The following is a 17,636-nucleotide window of genomic DNA, read 5'->3' on the forward strand; positions in this document are numbered from 1 at the left end:
ACTTTTTTATTAAATTTTTGACTAAAAGTTTTTTTTAGAGTAACTATAATAATCTTTGATATATCACTTTTATATTTTCGCCTGTGATTTTACTGATGAGTTTTGCTTGTACTTTTTTAGGTAAATCAAGCTCTAAGATATCATTTTCACTTACTGCCGAACTGTTTTGCGCAGCACTGGCTTTAATGACGACTACCCATTCACCACGAAAATTTCCATCTAAACTTTTAAGTATTTCGTCAGCTGTTCCACGCAGGTATCTTTGATATTTTTTCGTTAACTCTTTAGCCAAAAATATTTCTCTACTCGGTGCTTCTTTATCAAGTTCTAAGAGCAGTTTTTCCAAACGGTGCGGAGATTCATACAGTACTGTTGTGTAGCCGCCATGAAGTGCTCGTTGCAGACCTTCACTTCGACTACTGCCTTTATGATCGAGGAATCCGAAGAAGAGCATTTGTGTTTCACAAAATCCACTTGCAACAAATGCGGTAAGCACTGCATTTGCACCCGGAAGCACATCATATGCTATATTGTACTTCAAACAATATGAAATTAAAATCTGTCCCGGATCACTCACACCAGGCATACCGGCATCACTTGCATAAACAATATTTTGCTCAAAAAAAGAGGGTTCTAATTTTTCAACAAAAGCCTGTTCATTATGCGAATGCAGTGAAATAAATTCTTGATTTTCTTTAAACTCAGTGTTGTAACGTTCTTTTAGAATATGAATGAGTTTTTTTGTAACGCGGGTATCTTCACAAAGAAGAGTGTCGGCGCTCCTCAGAGCTTCAATAGCTCTAAGTGAAATATCGCCAATGTTTCCAATCGGAGTTGGAACGAGTGTAAGCAAGTTAAAAAATTATTTTTTATTGTAACGTGCGTTAAATTTCTCGATACGGCCAGCCGTATCAACCATACGCTCAGAACCTGTAAAGAATGGGTGACATTCATTACAAATATCTATTTTCATTTCCGATTTTTGACTTTTTGTTACAAAAGTGTTTCCACATGCACATGTTACAGTACAATCTACTAACTCTGGGTGAATACCTTTTTTCATCTTTTTACCTTTTGATACTCGTCGAAGTACGAATATCTATATATTTTTTAAATCCGTATGGGGGCAGATTTTCTGAGCGCAATTATATCCAAATTTTTCTAAAATTCATAACTTTTTGGCCAAAACTTCAGTCTGCTATAACACAATGGCTAAAGAATTACTTTAGAAGCAACCGCTAAAACAGCGGTCTCAGATCGCAGTATCATGGGTGTGTTAAGCCGAAAAACTTCCTGACTTTTTAAAAGCTCTTTTTCTTTCTCGGAGAAACCGCCCTCACAGCCGATAAGCACTCTTTTAAATTCAGCTCCATCTTCCAATATTTTGTCCGTAAAATCAAAGACTTTGGTATCGGGAAATTTATGTATAAAATCTGCGATATTTTCATATATGTCAAATTCCATCATTTGCGTACGTCCGCACTGCTGATTTGAAGCTTGTAAAATCCGCTCATATCTTTTAAAATCAGGCTTAAAATTCTTTTGGCTTCTATCGCAGTATATAAATGAAATTTTCGCCACACCTATTTCATTAAGACTTGCCAATACTTTTTCAACAGATTTTGAATCAATAATGCACCAGGCTACATGTAACTTCTGTTTCGCTTTAATTTCTAAAACTTGTGAAGAAATCTTCTCTACATGTAAGGCTCTTGGCTCAATTGCCGTTATTTTATAAAGATGCAGTGTTTTTATATCCTCTTTATTACGAAAGCCGAGTTCATCACCCTCTTTATGACGACGGACTTTAACAAGATATTTATAAAGCTCGCCTTTGATACTAAAACTCTGTTTGCCTGCATTTTCTTCATACAAGTAAATCAAGCCAGCCACCACATCCATAAACCGATAATTGCTATAAGTGCTATCTCAACATAAAATATTTGCATCGCAAAATTTTTATAAACATTAAGTCCATCTACAGCTTTTGGATTAATATACTTTAAGATTTTGGCACGTTTAGCCTCTAAAATTATTAGAATTATCGAAACAAATATCATTGCGATATTTGCAGCACTAAACTCCAAATGTTTTGCAGCCATCATAACGACACCTGTAAATATAACAATGCCCAATGCCATTGAACTTAAGGGCATTAAAAATATGCTCATTTTTCTTTTGTATTTATACAAATCTTTTGCCGATTTTAAATACAAAATATTTATCAAAATAACACCTAAAAGTGCAACTGTACCAAAAGAGTGGATGCTTAATCCCATGTTATACATTTCATTCATAACGAAATTATATTATAATATGTCAATTAAACAAAGAGGATACATTATTATGACACTCAGCATTGAAAAAGCGTTGGAATTAATTTATACAAATACAAAACAAAAATCTATAAAAATCCTTCCTATTGAAGAAGCTTTAGGTTATATATTGGCCCAGGATATCATAGCAACCCACAACCTCCCTCCCTTTGACAACTCGGCGATGGACGGTTATGCCGTAAAAATAGAAGACTCTGACAAATGTGTAAACGTTACATGCAGCGTTTTTGCCGGAGATGATTTTAAGGGTGAGCTCAAACACGGTGAGGCTATTAAAATAATGACAGGGGCAAGAATACCACTCGGAACACAATGCATAGTTCCGATTGAAGATGTGCAAGAGTGTGAAGATGGTGTCAAACTTCCTGATAATCTTATAATTTCTAAACATATTCGCCTTAGTGGTGAAGATATCAAAAAGGGAACTGTTTTATTGTCCCGCGGAGACAGAATTGACGCTCATCAAATTACTCTGTTGGCTTCACAGGGAATCAGTCATATAAAAGTATATAAAAAACCCCGTGTGGCACTTTTTGCTTCTGGTAATGAGTTGAAAATGCACTTTGAGAATGTAACAGATTATCAGCTTTACAATACAAATACACCGACCCTGCTCTCACGCACACAAGAGCTTGGCTGTGAAGTTGAGTTTATAGGTACGGCGATAGACACCTTGGAAGATTTGCATTTACATGTAAAGAGTGCTCTTGATTGTGACATCATTATAACTTCAGGGGGTGTAAGTGTCGGAGATGCCGATTTTACAAAAGAAGCTTTTGGTGCTTTTGGTTATGAAATACTCTTTGACAAAGTGGCAATCAAACCGGGTAAACCGACAACTTTTGGTAAAATCGGCGATAAAATTATCTTAAATCTTCCGGGAAATCCAATGGCTGCAGCACTCAATTTTGAACTTTTTGGCAGAAGTATCATTTATGCCATGAGCGGTGCAAAAGCAAAGTTTATAAATACAATAGATGCGAAAATGAAAGACGATTACAAACTAAGAGCAGGCAGAAGAAGTCTGGTTCCTGGGTATTTTGACGGTGAATATTTCACTGTATGTGAGCAGTTTGCACCAGGCATGGTCTCACCGCTCGGATCTGCAAATGCTTTTATAATGATAGATGAATCTTGTGAAAAAATTCCAAAAGACTCAAGAGTAAAAACTATAAGCACAAAGTTCAGTTTTACAACCGATACCCTAAAAAGTCTGATAAGCTAAACAGACTCGGGGTTTAAAAACTTCTCTCCTCTTTTTATTTTTTCAAAAAGCTCTTTATCTGTAAAGTCATTAAGCACCTGTCGCGAAAAAATGATCTCTTCAAGTTTTATTTTACCCATATTTTTTGAATAGGCATCTGCACTGAAACACTGGGCATAGCCTGTATCTGTTTCATGAACAATGACAGAGTGCATTTTGACCTCTTTTTCACCGTTTATTGTTGATGTCAGGGAAAGGAGCTTGTCTATCATAACAAAAATCACACGTGAAAACTGTTCTGCTGAAGGTGAAACCGGCAGTTCTACCCAGCGTGCAGAGTGTTTTTTCATATCGTGCACAAATTCAGGATTATCATCTCGCCAAAGTGCAATAGCATGGTCAAAACTCTCCACCAAATCTTTCATATTCTGTTTCATCAGACCAAAATCATAGACCATCTGCCCATTATCTAAAAAGTTGGATGCAAAAAGCAGTTCAACTTTATAAGAATGTCCATGAATGGAGCTTCTGCATTTCACAGTTGAACATCCCCGCACAATATGTGCATTTTCAAATTTAAATAGTTTTCTGATAATCACGTTTTCTCCTTAATAATCTCATTAATAAGGATTTTACAGATGATTTATAAAGCTCAGACCGAAGGGAGGATTTGTCTTTGTAAATTATCTGCAAAATCCGTTGCCACAGAATTATACACCCTTATTCGCATCCCAAATTCTTATATGCAGCCTGTCACTGAAATTATACCCTTTGGCTTTGCAAAATTCTATAAGCGGTTCGGTATTTTCTTCCAGCTCTTTTTTACTGCCTGCTACAGGCATACAGTAAACCTTTGTTTGCGGCGAATGAATCGTCACACTCTCTATTTCTTCTTCTAAAGCAATATTTATAGACTCTTTGTCAATCGAAAATTTAAAAAAAGCATCTTTTGCATTTGAGGCGATATTATAAATGACATTGCCGCGCAAACGTTTATTTAAAGGTTCACCTGAGTTGGAAAGCTTGATAGAAAGAGCGAATACACACTCTTTATAGACCGGATACTTTTCAAAGTCAACAGCAAGTGAACCGTTTGTCTCGAAGGTTATTTGGTGCCCCTGCTCTACCAATACTTCTAAAAAGTCAACAAATATTTCATCATTTGCATAAATAAGAGGCTCCCCTCCGGTAAGAACTATATCCACGGCTTCTGGTAAATCATATAAAGACAATATACTGAGCAGTTCTTGCGCTTTATTAATAGGAATCCAGTTTTGCAAAAAATGCTCTTTATTCACGGCGTAGACCGTATCACAGCCCAGGACTTCTGCTCCGTCTGAAGCAGTTTCTTTGCAGCCGAAGCCTTCGCACTTCATATTGCATCCGCCAAAACGAAAAAAAAGAGAAGGTGTGCCTACATACTTGCCTTCACCTTGAATAGAGTAAAAATGCTCAACGAGATAAATCATCCACCCGTCTCATAAAAAGCTCTGTTAGAGGCTTCATCATCTTCTCCACCCCAACGATTTTTTTCCGGTTTCGTACGTACAACTTCTTTTAAAACAGCCGCTGCACCTTTAATGTCCCCACGCTTGATGGACTCTGCAATACTCATTGCCTCATCAAAATACAAACATGGTATAAGATTCCCTTCTGCTGTTAGTCTGATACGGTTGCACTGTTTACAAAAATCATCTCCATACGGCTCAATAATTCCAAATCTATAACCATCTATCATTCTATAATAATGCGATGGGGAAGACCCGTCAAAACCCTCATCTTCAAATTCAAACTTTTGTCTGAGAATATCTAAAAGTTCAGGTGATTTTAGCCCCGAAATATCCGCTTTTGCAAATTTATTTTCCATATATTCTATAAAACGCACACTCATATCGCGTTCTTTACAATACTCCAGTACATCAACAATCTCATCTGCGTTCATATTTTTCATAGGAACCATATTGACTTTTACTTTAAGTCCAACTTTGCGGGCTTCTTCGACACCCTCTAAAACATTTTTCAGTACATCTTTGCCGGCAATTGCTTGAGCCACTTCAGGCTTGAGTGTATCTATGCTGACGTTGATGCGCTTGAGTCCTGCATTTTTAAGTCTTTGTGCTGTACCTTTGAGCAAAAAAGCATTGGTTGTCATTGCCAAATCAATTGAAGGTTCATAATCATAAATCATTTTGATGAATTTGTCTAAATCTTCGCGTAAAAGCGGTTCTCCGCCGGTTATACGAATCTTTTTTACACCCTCATCAATGGCAACTTTCATAAATTCAAACAGCTCTTCAAAACTTAATAAATTTTCTTTTGGAACCCATGAAAAAGGTTTTTCCGGCATACAGTATTGACATCTAAAGTTACATCTCTCTGTTACAGAAACTCTTAAATAGTCAACAACTCTATCATAGCTATCAATAAGCATTATATTTCCTAATTTTAATTACTGCTATTATATCTTTTAGAGTTGAAATTAGCTTTATTCCCCATCATTAGGGTCATAATAAAAAGTTGTTTCAGACTCGTCTTTATCTGTTTTTTGAACTGTTTTTTTCTTTGCAGCTTTTTTTGTATCTGTTTCTTCACTTACCGTAACAGAAGGCACCTCTTTCATTTTGTTCTCATTTTCATCTACATATAAAGATGTACTTTTCACATCTTTTGAAATACTTTCTTTTTGTACCTCTTTTATCTGCAGTTTTCCATTATTGTTTTGACTGATATTTAAATAGTAACTTTTTGCACCTTCAAGCATCAAAACAATGCTCGCTTTTTGACTCCCTTTTGTAATGCTTATATTCGTCTTGCCGGCTTTAATTCCAAAGCGTGTTTTTGTATCAGGAATTAAACTAACTTCACTGTCTTCACCGTTTATATAAACCTTATATTGCGCATTTTTATCCGCATTTTTATCTAAATATATATAAACAACTGCACCTCTGTAAAATATACTCTCTTCTTCAAACCCAACTTCCATATTTGAACATGATACAAAAAACATTGATGACAACGACAATAAAAACAACATTACTTTTTTCATAATAGACTACCTTTTTTTTGATAGAACTATTATACATAAAATTATTAATTTCGTTATAATTTTATATGAGATTTCGTAAACTTAAAAAACAGACAAAACAAAGGAAACAACCCAAAATCAGTATTATTTATGCTTCCTATCCTGACAAGATAAAAGCATTAATTACAGATATGTTTATGATATATGCTCCGATACTTTATGTCATAGCATATGTTATTATGGGAGGAAAAGATGCATTTCAATCTTCTCAAATTGCACCGCTTAGCGGTGTACTACTCTACGGACTTATATATGCAATTTTGATATCAAAATTTGGACAGACTCCAGGTAAAAAAGCATATAACATTAAAGTAGTAGACGATAAAAGTTTGAAAAATATCTCTTTTGTAAGGGCATTTGTAAGATTTGTTGCATTTTTATTTTCTGCAACCATTATAATCGGTCTTTTAATTCCTTTTTACAGAAAAGACAAAAAAGCACTTCATGATATTTTATGTCATACAGTAGAGATTAAAGTAAAAGATTAATTTTTATTGATTAAGAGATAGTTTAAAAAGATGATAACAAAGATGAGCAAGCGCTCATCTCTTTAGTGACCTAACAGAAAAAGATTTAGTCTTTTTCTGCATCGCGTTTTAACGCAGAAGCGGTCCAAGCGGAGCAAAGAGATTACTCTCTTTGCGGGACTAACTAGTGTAAGTCTCTCCACACTTCTTTTTTCCAAAGAATCGCAAAGAGAGCGAAGATAAACATATAAATCATTACATTTTTACCAACTGCTTCACGTATATGACGTTTTGAATCACCAACATCTTCTAAATGTTCAATAACTTTATCTGCAGCTTCTGCATTTACACCAACACGCGGCATTGCAGTCCCTTTAAGATAGTTTTGAGGATTTTCAACAAATGTTTTAATATAGTGCTCACCACGTGAACGGATATACATACTTAAATCCGGTGGTAATGTTCCCATATATTTTGCTAAATAATCTTGATAATCTAACACTTTTGTATTAAATGCAAGTTCATCTTGTTTTTTCTTAAATGCAGGTTTTTCACCAATTTGTGTCCATTTATCATAATGAACAGCATGACATCTTCCACATGCAGTTTCAAATGCCATTTTAGGAGTCAGTTCTTCTTGTTTTACAGCGATTGACTGTAAATATGCAACCATATCAGCAACTTCTTGATCTATATCTCCGCCAGCACCATAAAACTGTGGCATTGGGTGCATTTGCCCTTTAGCAGGGTCAAATTTATGCTCAACCATTAAAGCATGTGCAGGGTTTTTAATCAGATTTGCCAAAAATTTTGCATCATATACTGCACCGGCATTACTTAAATCCGGTGGATTTACACCATAAGAAGCTGCAGCAGTCACTACATCCATTGGTGCAGGCATACCTTCAACTTCTATACCATGACAACCGGCACAAGCACCAGCTCCCATTACTAAATCTTTACCACGAGTTGCATCACCTTTTTTAGTCAATGCCGGTAAGTCTTTATATATAAAACCCTCACTCTCAAAATGTTTGTGCATTTGTGAATGAGCAAACGGCTCAACTAAATAATAAGTTACAAGAGTAAAAACAGTTACTACTGCTAATATAAATAATTCTTTCACTTTTTACCCCTTAAACTTTTTTTTCAAATTTTGTGATAAATGGAAGTGCAATCCATAAACCGATAAATGTTAATGCCGCATAAAAACCAATGGCACTAAACAGACCTTCTGGTGGAACTTTACCCATAGCCGTTAATATAATCATATCAATCAACATTGCCCAGAACCAGTACTTAAACAAGCCGCGACGTGATGCAGGAACTGCATTTGGACTTCTGTCTAAAAATGGTAATAAGAAGAAAATAACCTGTGCAAATGCAAATGCTATTAGCCCGACATTCGTTGAAAACGGTCTCAAAATCTCATAAGACCATAAGAAATACCACTCAGGATAAATATGTGTCGGCGTTTTGAGCCCATTTGCAGGGTCAAAGTTGACCGGATCCATCGCGAAATCATAATGATAAAATACCAGATAGAAAAAGAAAATCAAATAAATTGATACAACCATCATATCTTTTGACATAAAGTCATTCACAAATGCAATAACTTTTGAATTTGCTTTATCTCCGGCTTTGTATTTTGCAGCTTCTGCTTCAAAATCAATCTCTTCACCGTCTTGATTGTTAACATGAGGAATTCTAAGCGCACCAAAGTGTAAAACAATAAGTCCAATGATAGCCAAAGGTATAAGCAATACATGTAACATAAAGAAACGATTTAAAAATGCCTGTGCAGGAACATAATCCCCACGAATCCACTCAACTAAACCATCTGCATGCAGTGAACCGCCAGAGAAAAGGTTAGTAATAACCATACCTGCCCAATAAGACATTTGTCCCCATGGAAGCATATAACCGGAGAATGCTTCAGCTGAAAATGCTACAAATAAAAGCATTCCTGAAAGCCAAATCATCTCACGACCCTTTTTATACGAACCATAATAAATACCCGTAAACATATGAATATATATTACCAAGAAAACCACAGATGCCGCTACACCGTGAACATGTCTCCATAACCAGCCATAGCCGACCTCTTGCATAATTGTATAGTTAACACTATCAAATGCCAAATCAACATTTGGTTGATAATACATCAATAAAAATATTCCAGAAACAAGTAAAAAAGCAAAAGTGATAGCTAAGACCATCCCCATTGCCCATAAAAAGTTAATGTTTTTAGGAATCCAATATTCTGTTGCCAAAACACGACGAAGTGTATCAATCGCTAAACGTTGATTTAACCAGTCATGCAGGCTTGTTGCTTTTGTAAAATGTGCCATTTTTTTCCTTTATTAAAGCGTTACGCCAGTTTCTTTCATTTTTTTATACTCTGGACCTTCTTCACCTAAAACCAACTTCATTCCATCAATTTTAAATGGAGGAATATCTAGTCCACGCGGTGGCGGAGCTTTTGTAACTTCACCTGTGTAATCATATGTTCCCCCATGACAAGCACAAAGAAAGCTCTCCTCTTCAGAATTATATCCAGGAATACATCCCAAGTGCGTACAAAGACCAATAGTTACCATAAAATATGCATCACCAACTTTGATGAGCCTTTCTATATCTTTTGGATTTTCTTGTGCTTTTTTAGTCATCTCTTCAGACTGCTTTAAAACAAAGATAGGCTTCCCTCTCCATTTTTCAACCACTAATTCATTCTCTTTATATGCAGACATATCAAGAGTTGTAAATCCAGCTGCTTTTACACTTGGTAAAGGATCCCAAGATCGCTTCATCGCGTATAATGAAGCCACAGCACCTACGCCGGCAACAGCACCGAATGCTTTGCCCATAAAACCTCTACGGCTATTATTTTTCATATTTTTCTCTCTTCATTTATGAATTTTCAATTCTTATTATACACCAAATAAGTTTTAATTATTTATAAAATTAAGCTCTCTTTTAGAAAGTTTGCAATTTTGTTACAATTTTTTTCTATTTTTACATATTTTCGTTCATTTATTGTCTCAATTATCACGTTTCTGTGATTTTTATCGTAATTGTAAATAATAGGAATATTTAAACTTTCAAATAAAACATTAAAATCCTGTGTATAATCTTCTCTTTGTATATAAATCGGCTTCCCGCCGGATGCCAAAGAGTCCAAAACTGCTTGCGGTGATGCCGTAATAAGGACTTCACTTTTCATTATCATCGTATCATACTCTTCAAATTCAAAATAATTCACAAATTTTGTTTTTAACATTTCTTCATAATCTAAAAAATAATAAAATCCCAGTTGCAGATGCGGATGTAAATCTTCTATAAAATCAAGATGTTTTTCTAAATCTTTTTCATAATCATCATCACCGAAAAAATAAGAAATTGCAACTGTTTTTTCTTTACATGTAAAGTATTTATCGTCAACTACAACCGCTTTGCAAATTCCTTCTCCTTCAAGATAGGGAGATATTAAAAATTCATTCTCAAACTTGTTATCATCCGGTTTATCACTGATTCTTACAAATTTTGAAAAATAACCCCGCATATCTTCAAGCATTATGGGATTGGCTTCTTCTGAATCAAAAATCAGTTTATCGCCGTTATGTGCAATTTGGGGGATATTGCGCACAACATCAATACCGACACTCTTTTCAATCCCAAAATCACGTGCAGTCTGTGCTATTCTGTAATCACTTGTGAGCAGTGTGATATTTTCATCTTTGAGAGCATTGAGTATTGCTACTGCTCGGCGAAATTTGTCCAGTCCGATTCTGTGTCCTGTGTGAACATAGTAAAAAGTCCTCATTACTTTCTCTTTGCCATTTTAATGTAAATGTGGAGTATTTCAATAGCCGCAGGCGTAATCCCACTTATATTCATCGCTGCCTGTAAAGTAGGAGGATTAAACTCTGCCAACTTCTCTTGAATTTCATTGCTCAAACCACTGACAATAGAAAAGTCAAAATCTTGCGGAATTGCAATTTTAAGATACTTCTTCATACGCTCTATCTCTTGACTTTGTTTGTCTACATAACGGGCATATTTCCCCTCAACCAGAATTTCATCTTTTATATAATCATCATATTTGTCAAGTTCCGGTACTATTTTTATCATTTTTTCTACATCAAAAGTTTTACGGGCAACAAGCTGCTGTGCAGTTGAGACATCTTTTAAAGGTTGCTCATCCATTGAAGCCAAAAGTGCATTAAACTCTTTGTTTGGGGTAAACTTTGTCTCTTCTAAAAGTTGTGCACCTTCTCGTATCTGCTGGGCTTTAAGTTTTATTCTCTCATACTCTTCATCAGATACAAGGCCAAGTTCATGACCATAATGACCAAGTCTCACATCGGCTGACTCTTCCCGTAAAAGCAGTCTGTATTCTGCACGAGAAGTAAACATTCTGTAAGGTTCATTTGTCCCTTTTGTAACCAAATCATCTATGAGAACACCGATGTAGGCTTCATCACGGCGTAAAATAAGCGGCTCTTTACCCTGCAAAGCAAGTCCAGCATTTATACCTGCCATGATTCCCTGTGCTGCTGCTTCTTCATACCCTGTTGTTCCATTTATTTGCCCGGCTAAATAGAGCCCTTTGATTTTTTTGGTTTCAAGTGAATGTTTCAATTCACGAGGGTCTACAAAATCATATTCTATGGCATATCCGTAACGAACAATTTTAGCATTCTCCATGCCTTGTACAGAATGAATCATATCTCGCTGCACTTCAGGTGGCAGTGATGTACTCATCCCGTTGACATAAATTTCTGTATTCTCCATAGTCTGAGGTTCTAAAAAGAGATGGTGTCTATCTTTATCAGGAAATTTATCTATTTTATCTTCAATAGAGGGGCAGTATCTCGGACTTTTTCCTGCAATTTGCCCTGTAAAAAGAGGTGCTCTGTAAAAATTACTTTCAATAATTTTGTGTGTTGTCTCATTTGTATAAGCAATGTAACAGGGCAGTTGTTCTTTCGTCGCTCTGAATTTTTCCCTGTCTGTTCTGAAACTAAAAGGATTCGGCAACTCATCACCGCCCTGTTCTTCCATCACAGAAAAATCAATACTTGAACTGTCAATACGGGCACATGTCCCTGTTTTGAGTCTTGCTATATTCAGACCGCAGTCATTTTTGAGTGAAGCAGAAAGCCCGACACTTCTTTGCTCGCCGTATCTTCCGCCAATTTGCTGCACTTCGCCTACATGTATAATGCCGTTTAAAAATGTACCTGAAGTGATGATAACTTTGTTTGCTCTGTACTCATTTAAAAGTGTTGTCACAACACCCTTTACTTCCTTACACCCCAGGGTACCTTCTCTAGCTTCGCTATTCACCTTGTCTTCTATAATTAATGACTCAACCGTATCCTGTGCCAAATCAAGGTTTGGAGTACCCAGCACTACATTTCTTGCAATAACACGATACTTGTCCATATCTATTTGCGCACGGCTTCCCCGAACTGCAGGGCCTTTTGTCTGGTTGAGTATGCGAAACTGTATACCTGCTTCATCAGTAATGAGGCCCATTTCACCGCCAAGCGCATCAAGTTCACGTACCAAATGCCCTTTTGCAAGTCCACCCACAGCAGGGTTACAGGAAGTTGCACCGACATTCTCAGCAAGCATTGAAACCAGCAGTGTTTTGTTTCCCATTCGAGCAGATGCCAACGAAGCTTCTATACCTGCGTGACCGCCACCTACTACTATTACGTCATAATCCATTTGTTACTTCCTTCTTTACTGCCAACTTTTGACTAAATAGTTTTGCAAACGGATTTTGAAAATCATAAAAAATTCAAGGATGAATTTTGATTTTCAATCCTCGCAGAAAGCACAGGATGTGGTTTCGAGAATGAGTTTGCGGAACTGTTTAGGCAAAAGTTCCAGAGTTAGCCTTATATTTTAAATCGAATTTTATCATTTTTCAGTATCATTTGCATAATATAAAGTAAATTAATTGAGGTTTTTAAGATGAGTACAGAATTATTCAAAGATTATGTACCTGAGATACTAACATACGATCCCGAGGTTGACGGAAGTTACGAGCATAAAATACGCGATGAACATCTTAGTACAAAAGAAAAACTCTTACAAAAAATAAGAAAAGCAAAAGCTGCTGCAAAGGGCAATCAAACGACCTTTCGACAGCCGATTCGCACGGAGAATGAAAAATAATGATACAAAAAGCAAATGAAGCGTATAATGCAGGTGATTATAAAACTGCTTATGCACTCTACACACAACTAGCCCAACAAGACAATGCAGATGCTCAAACATCTTTGGGATATATGCACCAAATGGCACAAGGATGTGAAAAAGATGAGGCAAAAACATTAGAACTCTATACAAAAGCTGCCGAAGCAAAACAGCCTTATGCACTTTTTAATCTTGCTATTTTATACGAAAACGGTGTCGGCGGTGTTAAACATGATATGTTTAAAGCACATGAACTTCACATGGAAGCAGCAATGAGAGGCGTACCGCCTGCTATGTATGAAGTGGCATTAATGCTTGAGCGCGGGCTTGGATGTATGCAAAACTACTCAGAGGCGGCATTTTGGTATGAAGAGGCTGCAAAACGCGGACATATTCAGGCATTTAACAATCTTGGCGCACTCTATAAAGAGGGGCATGGTGTTATACAAGATGATGCACGCTGTTTTGTGTGTTTTAAACGCGCGGCAGACGGTGGTCTGGCAGAAGGACTGTACAATTTGGGACTTTTGTATGACCAGGGAGTCGGCTGTGAAATGGATAATGACAAAGCCCTTGATTTATGCCGAAAAGCTGCCTATAAAGGGCATGCAAAAGCCAAAGAGATTATCAAAGGTCTGCAAGAGGACGGCAAAATTGTGTTTTAAGGAGATGACTTGTTTACAGGATTAATAAGAGAAGTTGCAAAGGTTAAAAGCTTTGCGGGTTCTACTCTTAGCATCAGATCAAAATATAAAGCAAACCTTGGCGATTCCATTGCTATAAACGGTGCCTGTTTAACTGTTGTAAAAGTAGATGCAGACGGTTTTGCCGTAGAACTCTCTCCTGAGAGTCAAAAACTTTTAGCCATAGAAAATTATAAAAATGAGGTTCATATAGAACCTGCTATGAAAATGGGTGACAGATTTGAGGGGCATATTGTTCAGGGGCATGTTGATACCGTAGGCACTATCAAAGAGATAAAAAACAATGGTAATTCCTATGATGTTTTTATAACAGTGAACAAAAAATTTATTCCCTATATCGTGCCAAAAGGCTCAATCACTATAGACGGCGTAAGCCTGACAGTCAATGATGTAAACGAGGAGAGTTTTCGGCTCACTATTATTCCTCACACTATGAAAGAGACGCTTTTTAAAAACTACCGCAAAGGCAGCAAAGTCAATGTCGAGACAGATATGTTTGCACGCTATGTGGCACACATCATCAATCATCAAAAATCAACATCACTTTCCTGGAATGAAATTGATGCAATCAACGCAAGTTTTTAAGGCACAACAATTAAAAATCAAGTTTTAAAAGATAACTTTGGACACAACAGTTTCAGAGAACTCCAAGAAGAAGGTGTTGATGCCATTTTAAATGCTCAAGATTTACTTATGATACTGCCAACCGGCGGCGGAAAATCTCTTGTATATCAACTCCCGACTATGCTTATGGATGGCATAACGATTGTCGTCTCTCCGCTTATAGCACTCATGCAGGATCAAGTCCGCGCACTGCAGGCACAAAATATAGCTGCTCAAATGATAAGTTCTGCACAAAGCTATGATGAAGTGCAAGATATTATTGCAATGGCGCATAACGGCAGTTTAAAATTTCTCTATCTCTCTCCCGAACGCCTCAACAACGGCAATACCATTGAATTGCTTCGCTCCTTACATGTAAACTTCTTTGTTATAGATGAAGCACACTGTATTTCACAATGGGGGCATGAATTTCGAGATGATTACAGAGCTTTGGGAAATTTAAAACATAATTTTCCAAATACCGCGATAGCTGCTTTTACAGCAACATCAACGGACAATGTTACAGACGATATACTTAGAGAACTCCGCCTTGAAAATCCTCTGCTTCTCAAAGGAAAAGTATTTCGTAAAAATATCTTTATCTCAGCCCAAAGACGCATCAGCAACGGACATGCACAACTCAAAAACTTTTTAGCGAGACATCAAGATGAGAGCGGTATTATTTATGTCAGTTCACGCAAAAAAGCAGAAGAACTGAGCACTTTTTTAAATGTCAACGGATACAAATCTCTAGCCTATCATGCCGGACTGCCACAGCATGTAAGAGAGCAGAATTTTAAAATATTTGTCAATGATAAAATCAACATTATGGTTGCCACAATAGCTTTTGGAATGGGCATAGACAAAAGCGATATCCGTTTTGTAGTGCATATGTCTTTACCAAAATCGCAGGAAAACTACTATCAGGAGATAGGACGTGCCGGACGTGACGGAGAGGACAGTGAAGTGCTGCTTCTTTTTAATGCAGGTGATATGGCGCAGCACAAAAGATTTTTAGCAGATATAACAAATGAAGAGTACAAAACCCACCTCGATAAAAAAATAGACAAAATCTATAAATATGCGACAAGTGAAATCTGTTTTCACAAACAGCTCGCTGAGTACTTTAATGACACACTTGATGCCTGCAAAGAGCGATGTGACAACTGCTTGAGCTCTGATGACAAACGCCAAGACATCACCAAAGAAGCACAGATGATTTTAAGTACCATCTATAAAACCAATCAGGGTTTTGGGAAAAACTACATAATAGATATTTTACGCAGTTCCACAGAGCAAAAAATTCTCTCAAATGGTGCTGACAAGCTCTCTGTTTACGGAATCGGAATAGGACTGAGCAAGAAAGAATGGTTTGTAATTGTTGAGCGTCTTTTGGAACTAAAAATTTTAATGCTTGGAGATTTCAATGTGCTCAAGCTTACAAATGAAGCTATAGAGATTTTAAAATCACAAAAACTCGTAGATATTAAATCATCAAGACTACAGATAAATATAAAAGAGAAAAAAATCAAGCAGGAAAAAGAGTTTGATTATGACGAAGAACTGTTTGAAAAACTTCGCACAAAAAGGGCAGAATTAGCCGCCGAACTCGGTGTACCTGCTTACATCATTTTTAGCGATAAAACACTCAAACATCTTGCAAATGATATGCCGACAAATAAAGAAGAGATGCTCGAAGTCAATGGAGTAGGCGAAAAGAAATTTGCACAGTTTGGAGAAAAGTTTTTAGATGTTATTAAGGACTAAGGGCAAGGTTGAAAAATTCTTCATCGCTTAACGGTCTGATATCAGGATTACAAGCTATTTTATGCTCCATATCTACACTCTTATAATTTTCCAGCGCAATACAAGAAGCCACTGTCGCGTCCCTGTAATCATCCCCTGAATTTATATAAATGTTAAAACCGTTTACATGTAAAGCCAGACGAGTTTTGAGTGCTATGGAATATGTTGTCACAATCGCATCATTTTTCATACATTTTTTTATATCACTGAAATACTCTTGTGTCCAAAGAACAGGATTGGAAGATGGTGAAAATGCATCCTGATATACTATATCAAACTTGTTTTCAAATTTTTTTACATATTCACGGGCATCTCCTACAAAGAGCTCTATATAAAAATTTTCATCTTTATAAATTCCTTTGCTACTCAAAGCCTCAATAATCTTTTTTAAACTCTCAAATTCAGCAGGATATTCAAAATTTATCAATGATTTTATCAAAGAAGCATCAAGTTCCGGAGAATAAATATTTACTTTCATTTGCGGTGCATATTTTTTGTAATGCAAAATTGTTACTAAGGTATTGAATCCCAGTCCATAACAAATATCTAAAATATTTACTTCATTTTTACTCTTTACATGTAAAAAAGCAGGCAAAACATGTTTTGTCAATGATTCATGCAGGGCCCCGTCTCTGGTTGAATGATAATGTTCATCATACTCTTTTGAATAAGCCGTAAAAGAGCCGTCTTGACTCAGTGTAAGTGTATGCAGATCATCATTAAAACTCAAAGCCCGTTACCCCACATATGCATTTTTTTTGCCATAACCAAATCAAACTCATCTAAAATATCTATTTCATTAGGTGCACGAAATTCAAATTTTTCAAGCATCTCTTTTGTTGCTCTTATATCCATAGTTCCTTTTTCTTGCATTATTATCACATCAGCTGTATTTGCCAGCGTTGTGTATGTAATTCTAAGCAATAATTGAGGGTTTTTATGTTGCAATAATATATCTTTAAATATTACCATGTCATTATCACGAGGCAAAGCACGAAAAGGATTTGAAAGATTGGTTATTAATTGTATTTTAGTATCTGAGAGTTCATCCGGTATTTTCGGTTTTTCTTCTGCATAAAGTGCAAGATGAAATTCTCCATCCACTTCTGAGATGAGTTTTTGCAAAGCCAGTGTTGTTGCATCAATTTTATCAGTTATTTGAATGTAATGATTTCCCGGAAGGGGGTTAAAAAGTTCTAAAAACTGTTTTAACTCCATAGT

At 36.3% G+C, this 17,636-nt stretch carries 21 protein-coding genes; 6 read left to right on the forward strand and 15 right to left on the reverse strand.

Going from position 1 to position 17,636, the window contains the following annotated elements; translation table 11 throughout:
* Nucleotides 1-43: 43 nt before the first annotated feature.
* From rsmI to SAUT_RS09720, 4 genes are all read right to left on the reverse strand, one after another.
* Nucleotides 44-853 (reverse strand): 16S rRNA (cytidine(1402)-2'-O)-methyltransferase, encoded by an 810-nt coding sequence (gene rsmI / locus SAUT_RS09705; protein WP_013327712.1) that lies wholly within the window; start codon nucleotides 851-853, stop codon nucleotides 44-46.
* 9 nt (nucleotides 854-862) lie between these two features.
* Nucleotides 863-1,063 carry a 50S ribosomal protein L31 gene (gene rpmE, locus SAUT_RS09710; protein WP_013327713.1) on the reverse strand — a complete coding sequence of 67 codons (201 nt, stop codon included), beginning with the start codon at nucleotides 1,061-1,063 and terminating at the stop codon, nucleotides 863-865.
* A 149-nt stretch (nucleotides 1,064-1,212) separates the two neighbouring features.
* On the reverse strand, nucleotides 1,213-1,893 hold the full coding sequence (locus SAUT_RS09715) for a 16S rRNA (uracil(1498)-N(3))-methyltransferase (protein ID WP_245534104.1): 681 nt from the start codon (nucleotides 1,891-1,893) through the stop codon (nucleotides 1,213-1,215).
* On the reverse strand, nucleotides 1,881-2,297 hold the full coding sequence (locus SAUT_RS09720; protein ID WP_013327715.1) for a hypothetical protein: 417 nt from the start codon (nucleotides 2,295-2,297) through the stop codon (nucleotides 1,881-1,883). The genes SAUT_RS09715 and SAUT_RS09720 overlap by 13 nt, the downstream gene beginning before the upstream one ends.
* A gap of 49 nt (nucleotides 2,298-2,346) precedes the next feature.
* On the opposite strand from SAUT_RS09720, the gene SAUT_RS09725 reads away from it, so the two are divergent.
* Nucleotides 2,347-3,561 carry a molybdopterin molybdotransferase MoeA gene (locus tag SAUT_RS09725; protein ID WP_013327716.1) on the forward strand — a complete coding sequence of 405 codons (1,215 nt, stop codon included), beginning with the start codon at nucleotides 2,347-2,349 and terminating at the stop codon, nucleotides 3,559-3,561.
* On the opposite strand, the gene SAUT_RS09730 is transcribed toward SAUT_RS09725, so the two are convergent.
* From SAUT_RS09730 to SAUT_RS09745, 4 genes are all read right to left on the reverse strand, one after another.
* Nucleotides 3,558-4,139 (reverse strand): 6-pyruvoyl trahydropterin synthase family protein, encoded by a 582-nt coding sequence (locus SAUT_RS09730; RefSeq protein WP_013327717.1) that lies wholly within the window; start codon nucleotides 4,137-4,139, stop codon nucleotides 3,558-3,560. The genes SAUT_RS09725 and SAUT_RS09730 overlap by 4 nt on opposite strands.
* Before the next feature lie 111 nt (nucleotides 4,140-4,250).
* Nucleotides 4,251-5,009, reverse strand: a complete 759-nt coding sequence (locus tag SAUT_RS09735) for a 7-carboxy-7-deazaguanine synthase QueE (protein ID WP_013327718.1) — start codon at nucleotides 5,007-5,009, stop codon at nucleotides 4,251-4,253.
* Complete coding sequence (gene moaA, locus SAUT_RS09740; protein WP_013327719.1) at nucleotides 5,006-5,971, reverse strand: GTP 3',8-cyclase MoaA; 966 nt, start codon at nucleotides 5,969-5,971, stop codon at nucleotides 5,006-5,008. The genes SAUT_RS09735 and moaA overlap by 4 nt, the downstream gene beginning before the upstream one ends.
* A gap of 54 nt (nucleotides 5,972-6,025) precedes the next feature.
* A complete protein-coding gene (locus SAUT_RS09745) occupies nucleotides 6,026-6,586 on the reverse strand; it encodes a hypothetical protein (RefSeq protein ID WP_013327720.1) in 561 nt (186 codons plus the stop codon).
* 65 nt (nucleotides 6,587-6,651) lie between these two features.
* Between SAUT_RS09745 and SAUT_RS09750 the strand changes: the two genes are divergently transcribed.
* Nucleotides 6,652-7,113, forward strand: coding sequence for an RDD family protein (locus tag SAUT_RS09750; RefSeq protein ID WP_013327721.1), 462 nt, complete (start codon nucleotides 6,652-6,654; stop codon nucleotides 7,111-7,113).
* 163 nt (nucleotides 7,114-7,276) lie between these two features.
* On the opposite strand, the gene SAUT_RS09755 is transcribed toward SAUT_RS09750, so the two are convergent.
* The 5 genes from SAUT_RS09755 to mnmG all read right to left on the reverse strand — a co-directional run bounded on the left by SAUT_RS09755 (nucleotide 7,277) and on the right by mnmG (nucleotide 12,828).
* Nucleotides 7,277-8,218, reverse strand: coding sequence for a c-type cytochrome (locus SAUT_RS09755; RefSeq protein WP_013327722.1), 942 nt, complete (start codon nucleotides 8,216-8,218; stop codon nucleotides 7,277-7,279).
* Between the two features lie 10 nt (nucleotides 8,219-8,228).
* Entirely contained in the window at nucleotides 8,229-9,443 is a 1,215-nt protein-coding gene (locus SAUT_RS09760; protein ID WP_013327723.1) for a cytochrome b, read from the reverse strand.
* Nucleotides 9,444-9,455: 12 nt separating this feature from the next.
* Entirely contained in the window at nucleotides 9,456-9,986 is a 531-nt protein-coding gene (gene petA / locus SAUT_RS09765; protein WP_013327724.1) for a ubiquinol-cytochrome c reductase iron-sulfur subunit, read from the reverse strand.
* A 62-nt stretch (nucleotides 9,987-10,048) separates the two neighbouring features.
* Entirely contained in the window at nucleotides 10,049-10,915 is an 867-nt protein-coding gene (locus tag SAUT_RS09770; protein ID WP_013327725.1) for a hypothetical protein, read from the reverse strand.
* Entirely contained in the window at nucleotides 10,915-12,828 is a 1,914-nt protein-coding gene (gene mnmG, locus SAUT_RS09775; protein ID WP_013327726.1) for a tRNA uridine-5-carboxymethylaminomethyl(34) synthesis enzyme MnmG, read from the reverse strand. The genes SAUT_RS09770 and mnmG overlap by 1 nt, the downstream gene beginning before the upstream one ends.
* Before the next feature lie 249 nt (nucleotides 12,829-13,077).
* On the opposite strand from mnmG, the gene SAUT_RS09780 reads away from it, so the two are divergent.
* The 4 genes from SAUT_RS09780 to recQ are packed head-to-tail and all read left to right on the forward strand — an operon-like array spanning nucleotide 13,078 to nucleotide 16,376.
* A complete protein-coding gene (locus SAUT_RS09780) occupies nucleotides 13,078-13,281 on the forward strand; it encodes a hypothetical protein (RefSeq protein ID WP_013327727.1) in 204 nt (67 codons plus the stop codon).
* Entirely contained in the window at nucleotides 13,281-13,967 is a 687-nt protein-coding gene (locus SAUT_RS09785; protein WP_013327728.1) for a tetratricopeptide repeat protein, read from the forward strand. Before SAUT_RS09780 ends, SAUT_RS09785 begins: the two co-directional genes overlap by 1 nt.
* Before the next feature lie 9 nt (nucleotides 13,968-13,976).
* Nucleotides 13,977-14,591: a riboflavin synthase gene (gene ribE, locus SAUT_RS09790; protein WP_013327729.1), complete on the forward strand. Its 615-nt coding sequence runs from the start codon at nucleotides 13,977-13,979 to the stop codon at nucleotides 14,589-14,591.
* Between the two features lie 9 nt (nucleotides 14,592-14,600).
* The gene (gene recQ / locus SAUT_RS09795; RefSeq protein WP_013327730.1) at nucleotides 14,601-16,376 is read left to right on the forward strand and encodes a DNA helicase RecQ; all 1,776 of its coding nucleotides are present in this window, start codon (nucleotides 14,601-14,603) and stop codon (nucleotides 16,374-16,376) included.
* Here the strand turns inward: recQ and SAUT_RS09800 are convergent.
* Both SAUT_RS09800 and SAUT_RS09805 read right to left on the reverse strand, forming a co-directional pair.
* Complete coding sequence (locus SAUT_RS09800; protein WP_013327731.1) at nucleotides 16,366-17,145, reverse strand: tRNA (5-methylaminomethyl-2-thiouridine)(34)-methyltransferase MnmD; 780 nt, start codon at nucleotides 17,143-17,145, stop codon at nucleotides 16,366-16,368. The genes recQ and SAUT_RS09800 overlap by 11 nt on opposite strands.
* Complete coding sequence (locus SAUT_RS09805) at nucleotides 17,142-17,633, reverse strand: hypothetical protein (RefSeq protein ID WP_013327732.1); 492 nt, start codon at nucleotides 17,631-17,633, stop codon at nucleotides 17,142-17,144. The genes SAUT_RS09800 and SAUT_RS09805 overlap by 4 nt, the downstream gene beginning before the upstream one ends.
* Between the last annotated feature and the right edge of the window lie 3 nt (nucleotides 17,634-17,636).

Source organism: Sulfurimonas autotrophica DSM 16294 (assembly GCF_000147355.1).
GTDB lineage: Bacteria > Campylobacterota > Campylobacteria > Campylobacterales > Sulfurimonadaceae > Sulfurimonas > Sulfurimonas autotrophica.

Excerpts from the sequence above, each read along its gene's own strand:
- rpmE (WP_013327713.1), bottom strand. The coding sequence starts at position 1,063 with ATGAAAAAAGGTATTCACCCAGAGTTAGTAGATTGTACTGTAACATGT.
- SAUT_RS09720 (WP_013327715.1), bottom strand. The coding sequence starts at position 2,297 with ATGAATGAAATGTATAACATGGGATTAAGCATCCACTCTTTTGGTACA.
- SAUT_RS09725 (WP_013327716.1), top strand. The coding sequence starts at position 2,347 with ATGACACTCAGCATTGAAAAAGCGTTGGAATTAATTTATACAAATACA.
- SAUT_RS09735 (WP_013327718.1), bottom strand. The coding sequence starts at position 5,009 with ATGATTTATCTCGTTGAGCATTTTTACTCTATTCAAGGTGAAGGCAAG.
- moaA (WP_013327719.1), bottom strand. The coding sequence starts at position 5,971 with ATGCTTATTGATAGCTATGATAGAGTTGTTGACTATTTAAGAGTTTCT.
- SAUT_RS09745 (WP_013327720.1), bottom strand. The coding sequence starts at position 6,586 with ATGAAAAAAGTAATGTTGTTTTTATTGTCGTTGTCATCAATGTTTTTT.
- SAUT_RS09750 (WP_013327721.1), top strand. The coding sequence starts at position 6,652 with ATGAGATTTCGTAAACTTAAAAAACAGACAAAACAAAGGAAACAACCC.
- SAUT_RS09760 (WP_013327723.1), bottom strand. The coding sequence starts at position 9,443 with ATGGCACATTTTACAAAAGCAACAAGCCTGCATGACTGGTTAAATCAA.
- petA (WP_013327724.1), bottom strand. The coding sequence starts at position 9,986 with ATGAAAAATAATAGCCGTAGAGGTTTTATGGGCAAAGCATTCGGTGCT.
- SAUT_RS09770 (WP_013327725.1), bottom strand. The coding sequence starts at position 10,915 with ATGAGGACTTTTTACTATGTTCACACAGGACACAGAATCGGACTGGAC.
- mnmG (WP_013327726.1), bottom strand. The coding sequence starts at position 12,828 with ATGGATTATGACGTAATAGTAGTAGGTGGCGGTCACGCAGGTATAGAA.
- SAUT_RS09780 (WP_013327727.1), top strand. The coding sequence starts at position 13,078 with ATGAGTACAGAATTATTCAAAGATTATGTACCTGAGATACTAACATAC.
- SAUT_RS09785 (WP_013327728.1), top strand. The coding sequence starts at position 13,281 with ATGATACAAAAAGCAAATGAAGCGTATAATGCAGGTGATTATAAAACT.
- SAUT_RS09805 (WP_013327732.1), bottom strand. The coding sequence starts at position 17,633 with ATGGAGTTAAAACAGTTTTTAGAACTTTTTAACCCCCTTCCGGGAAAT.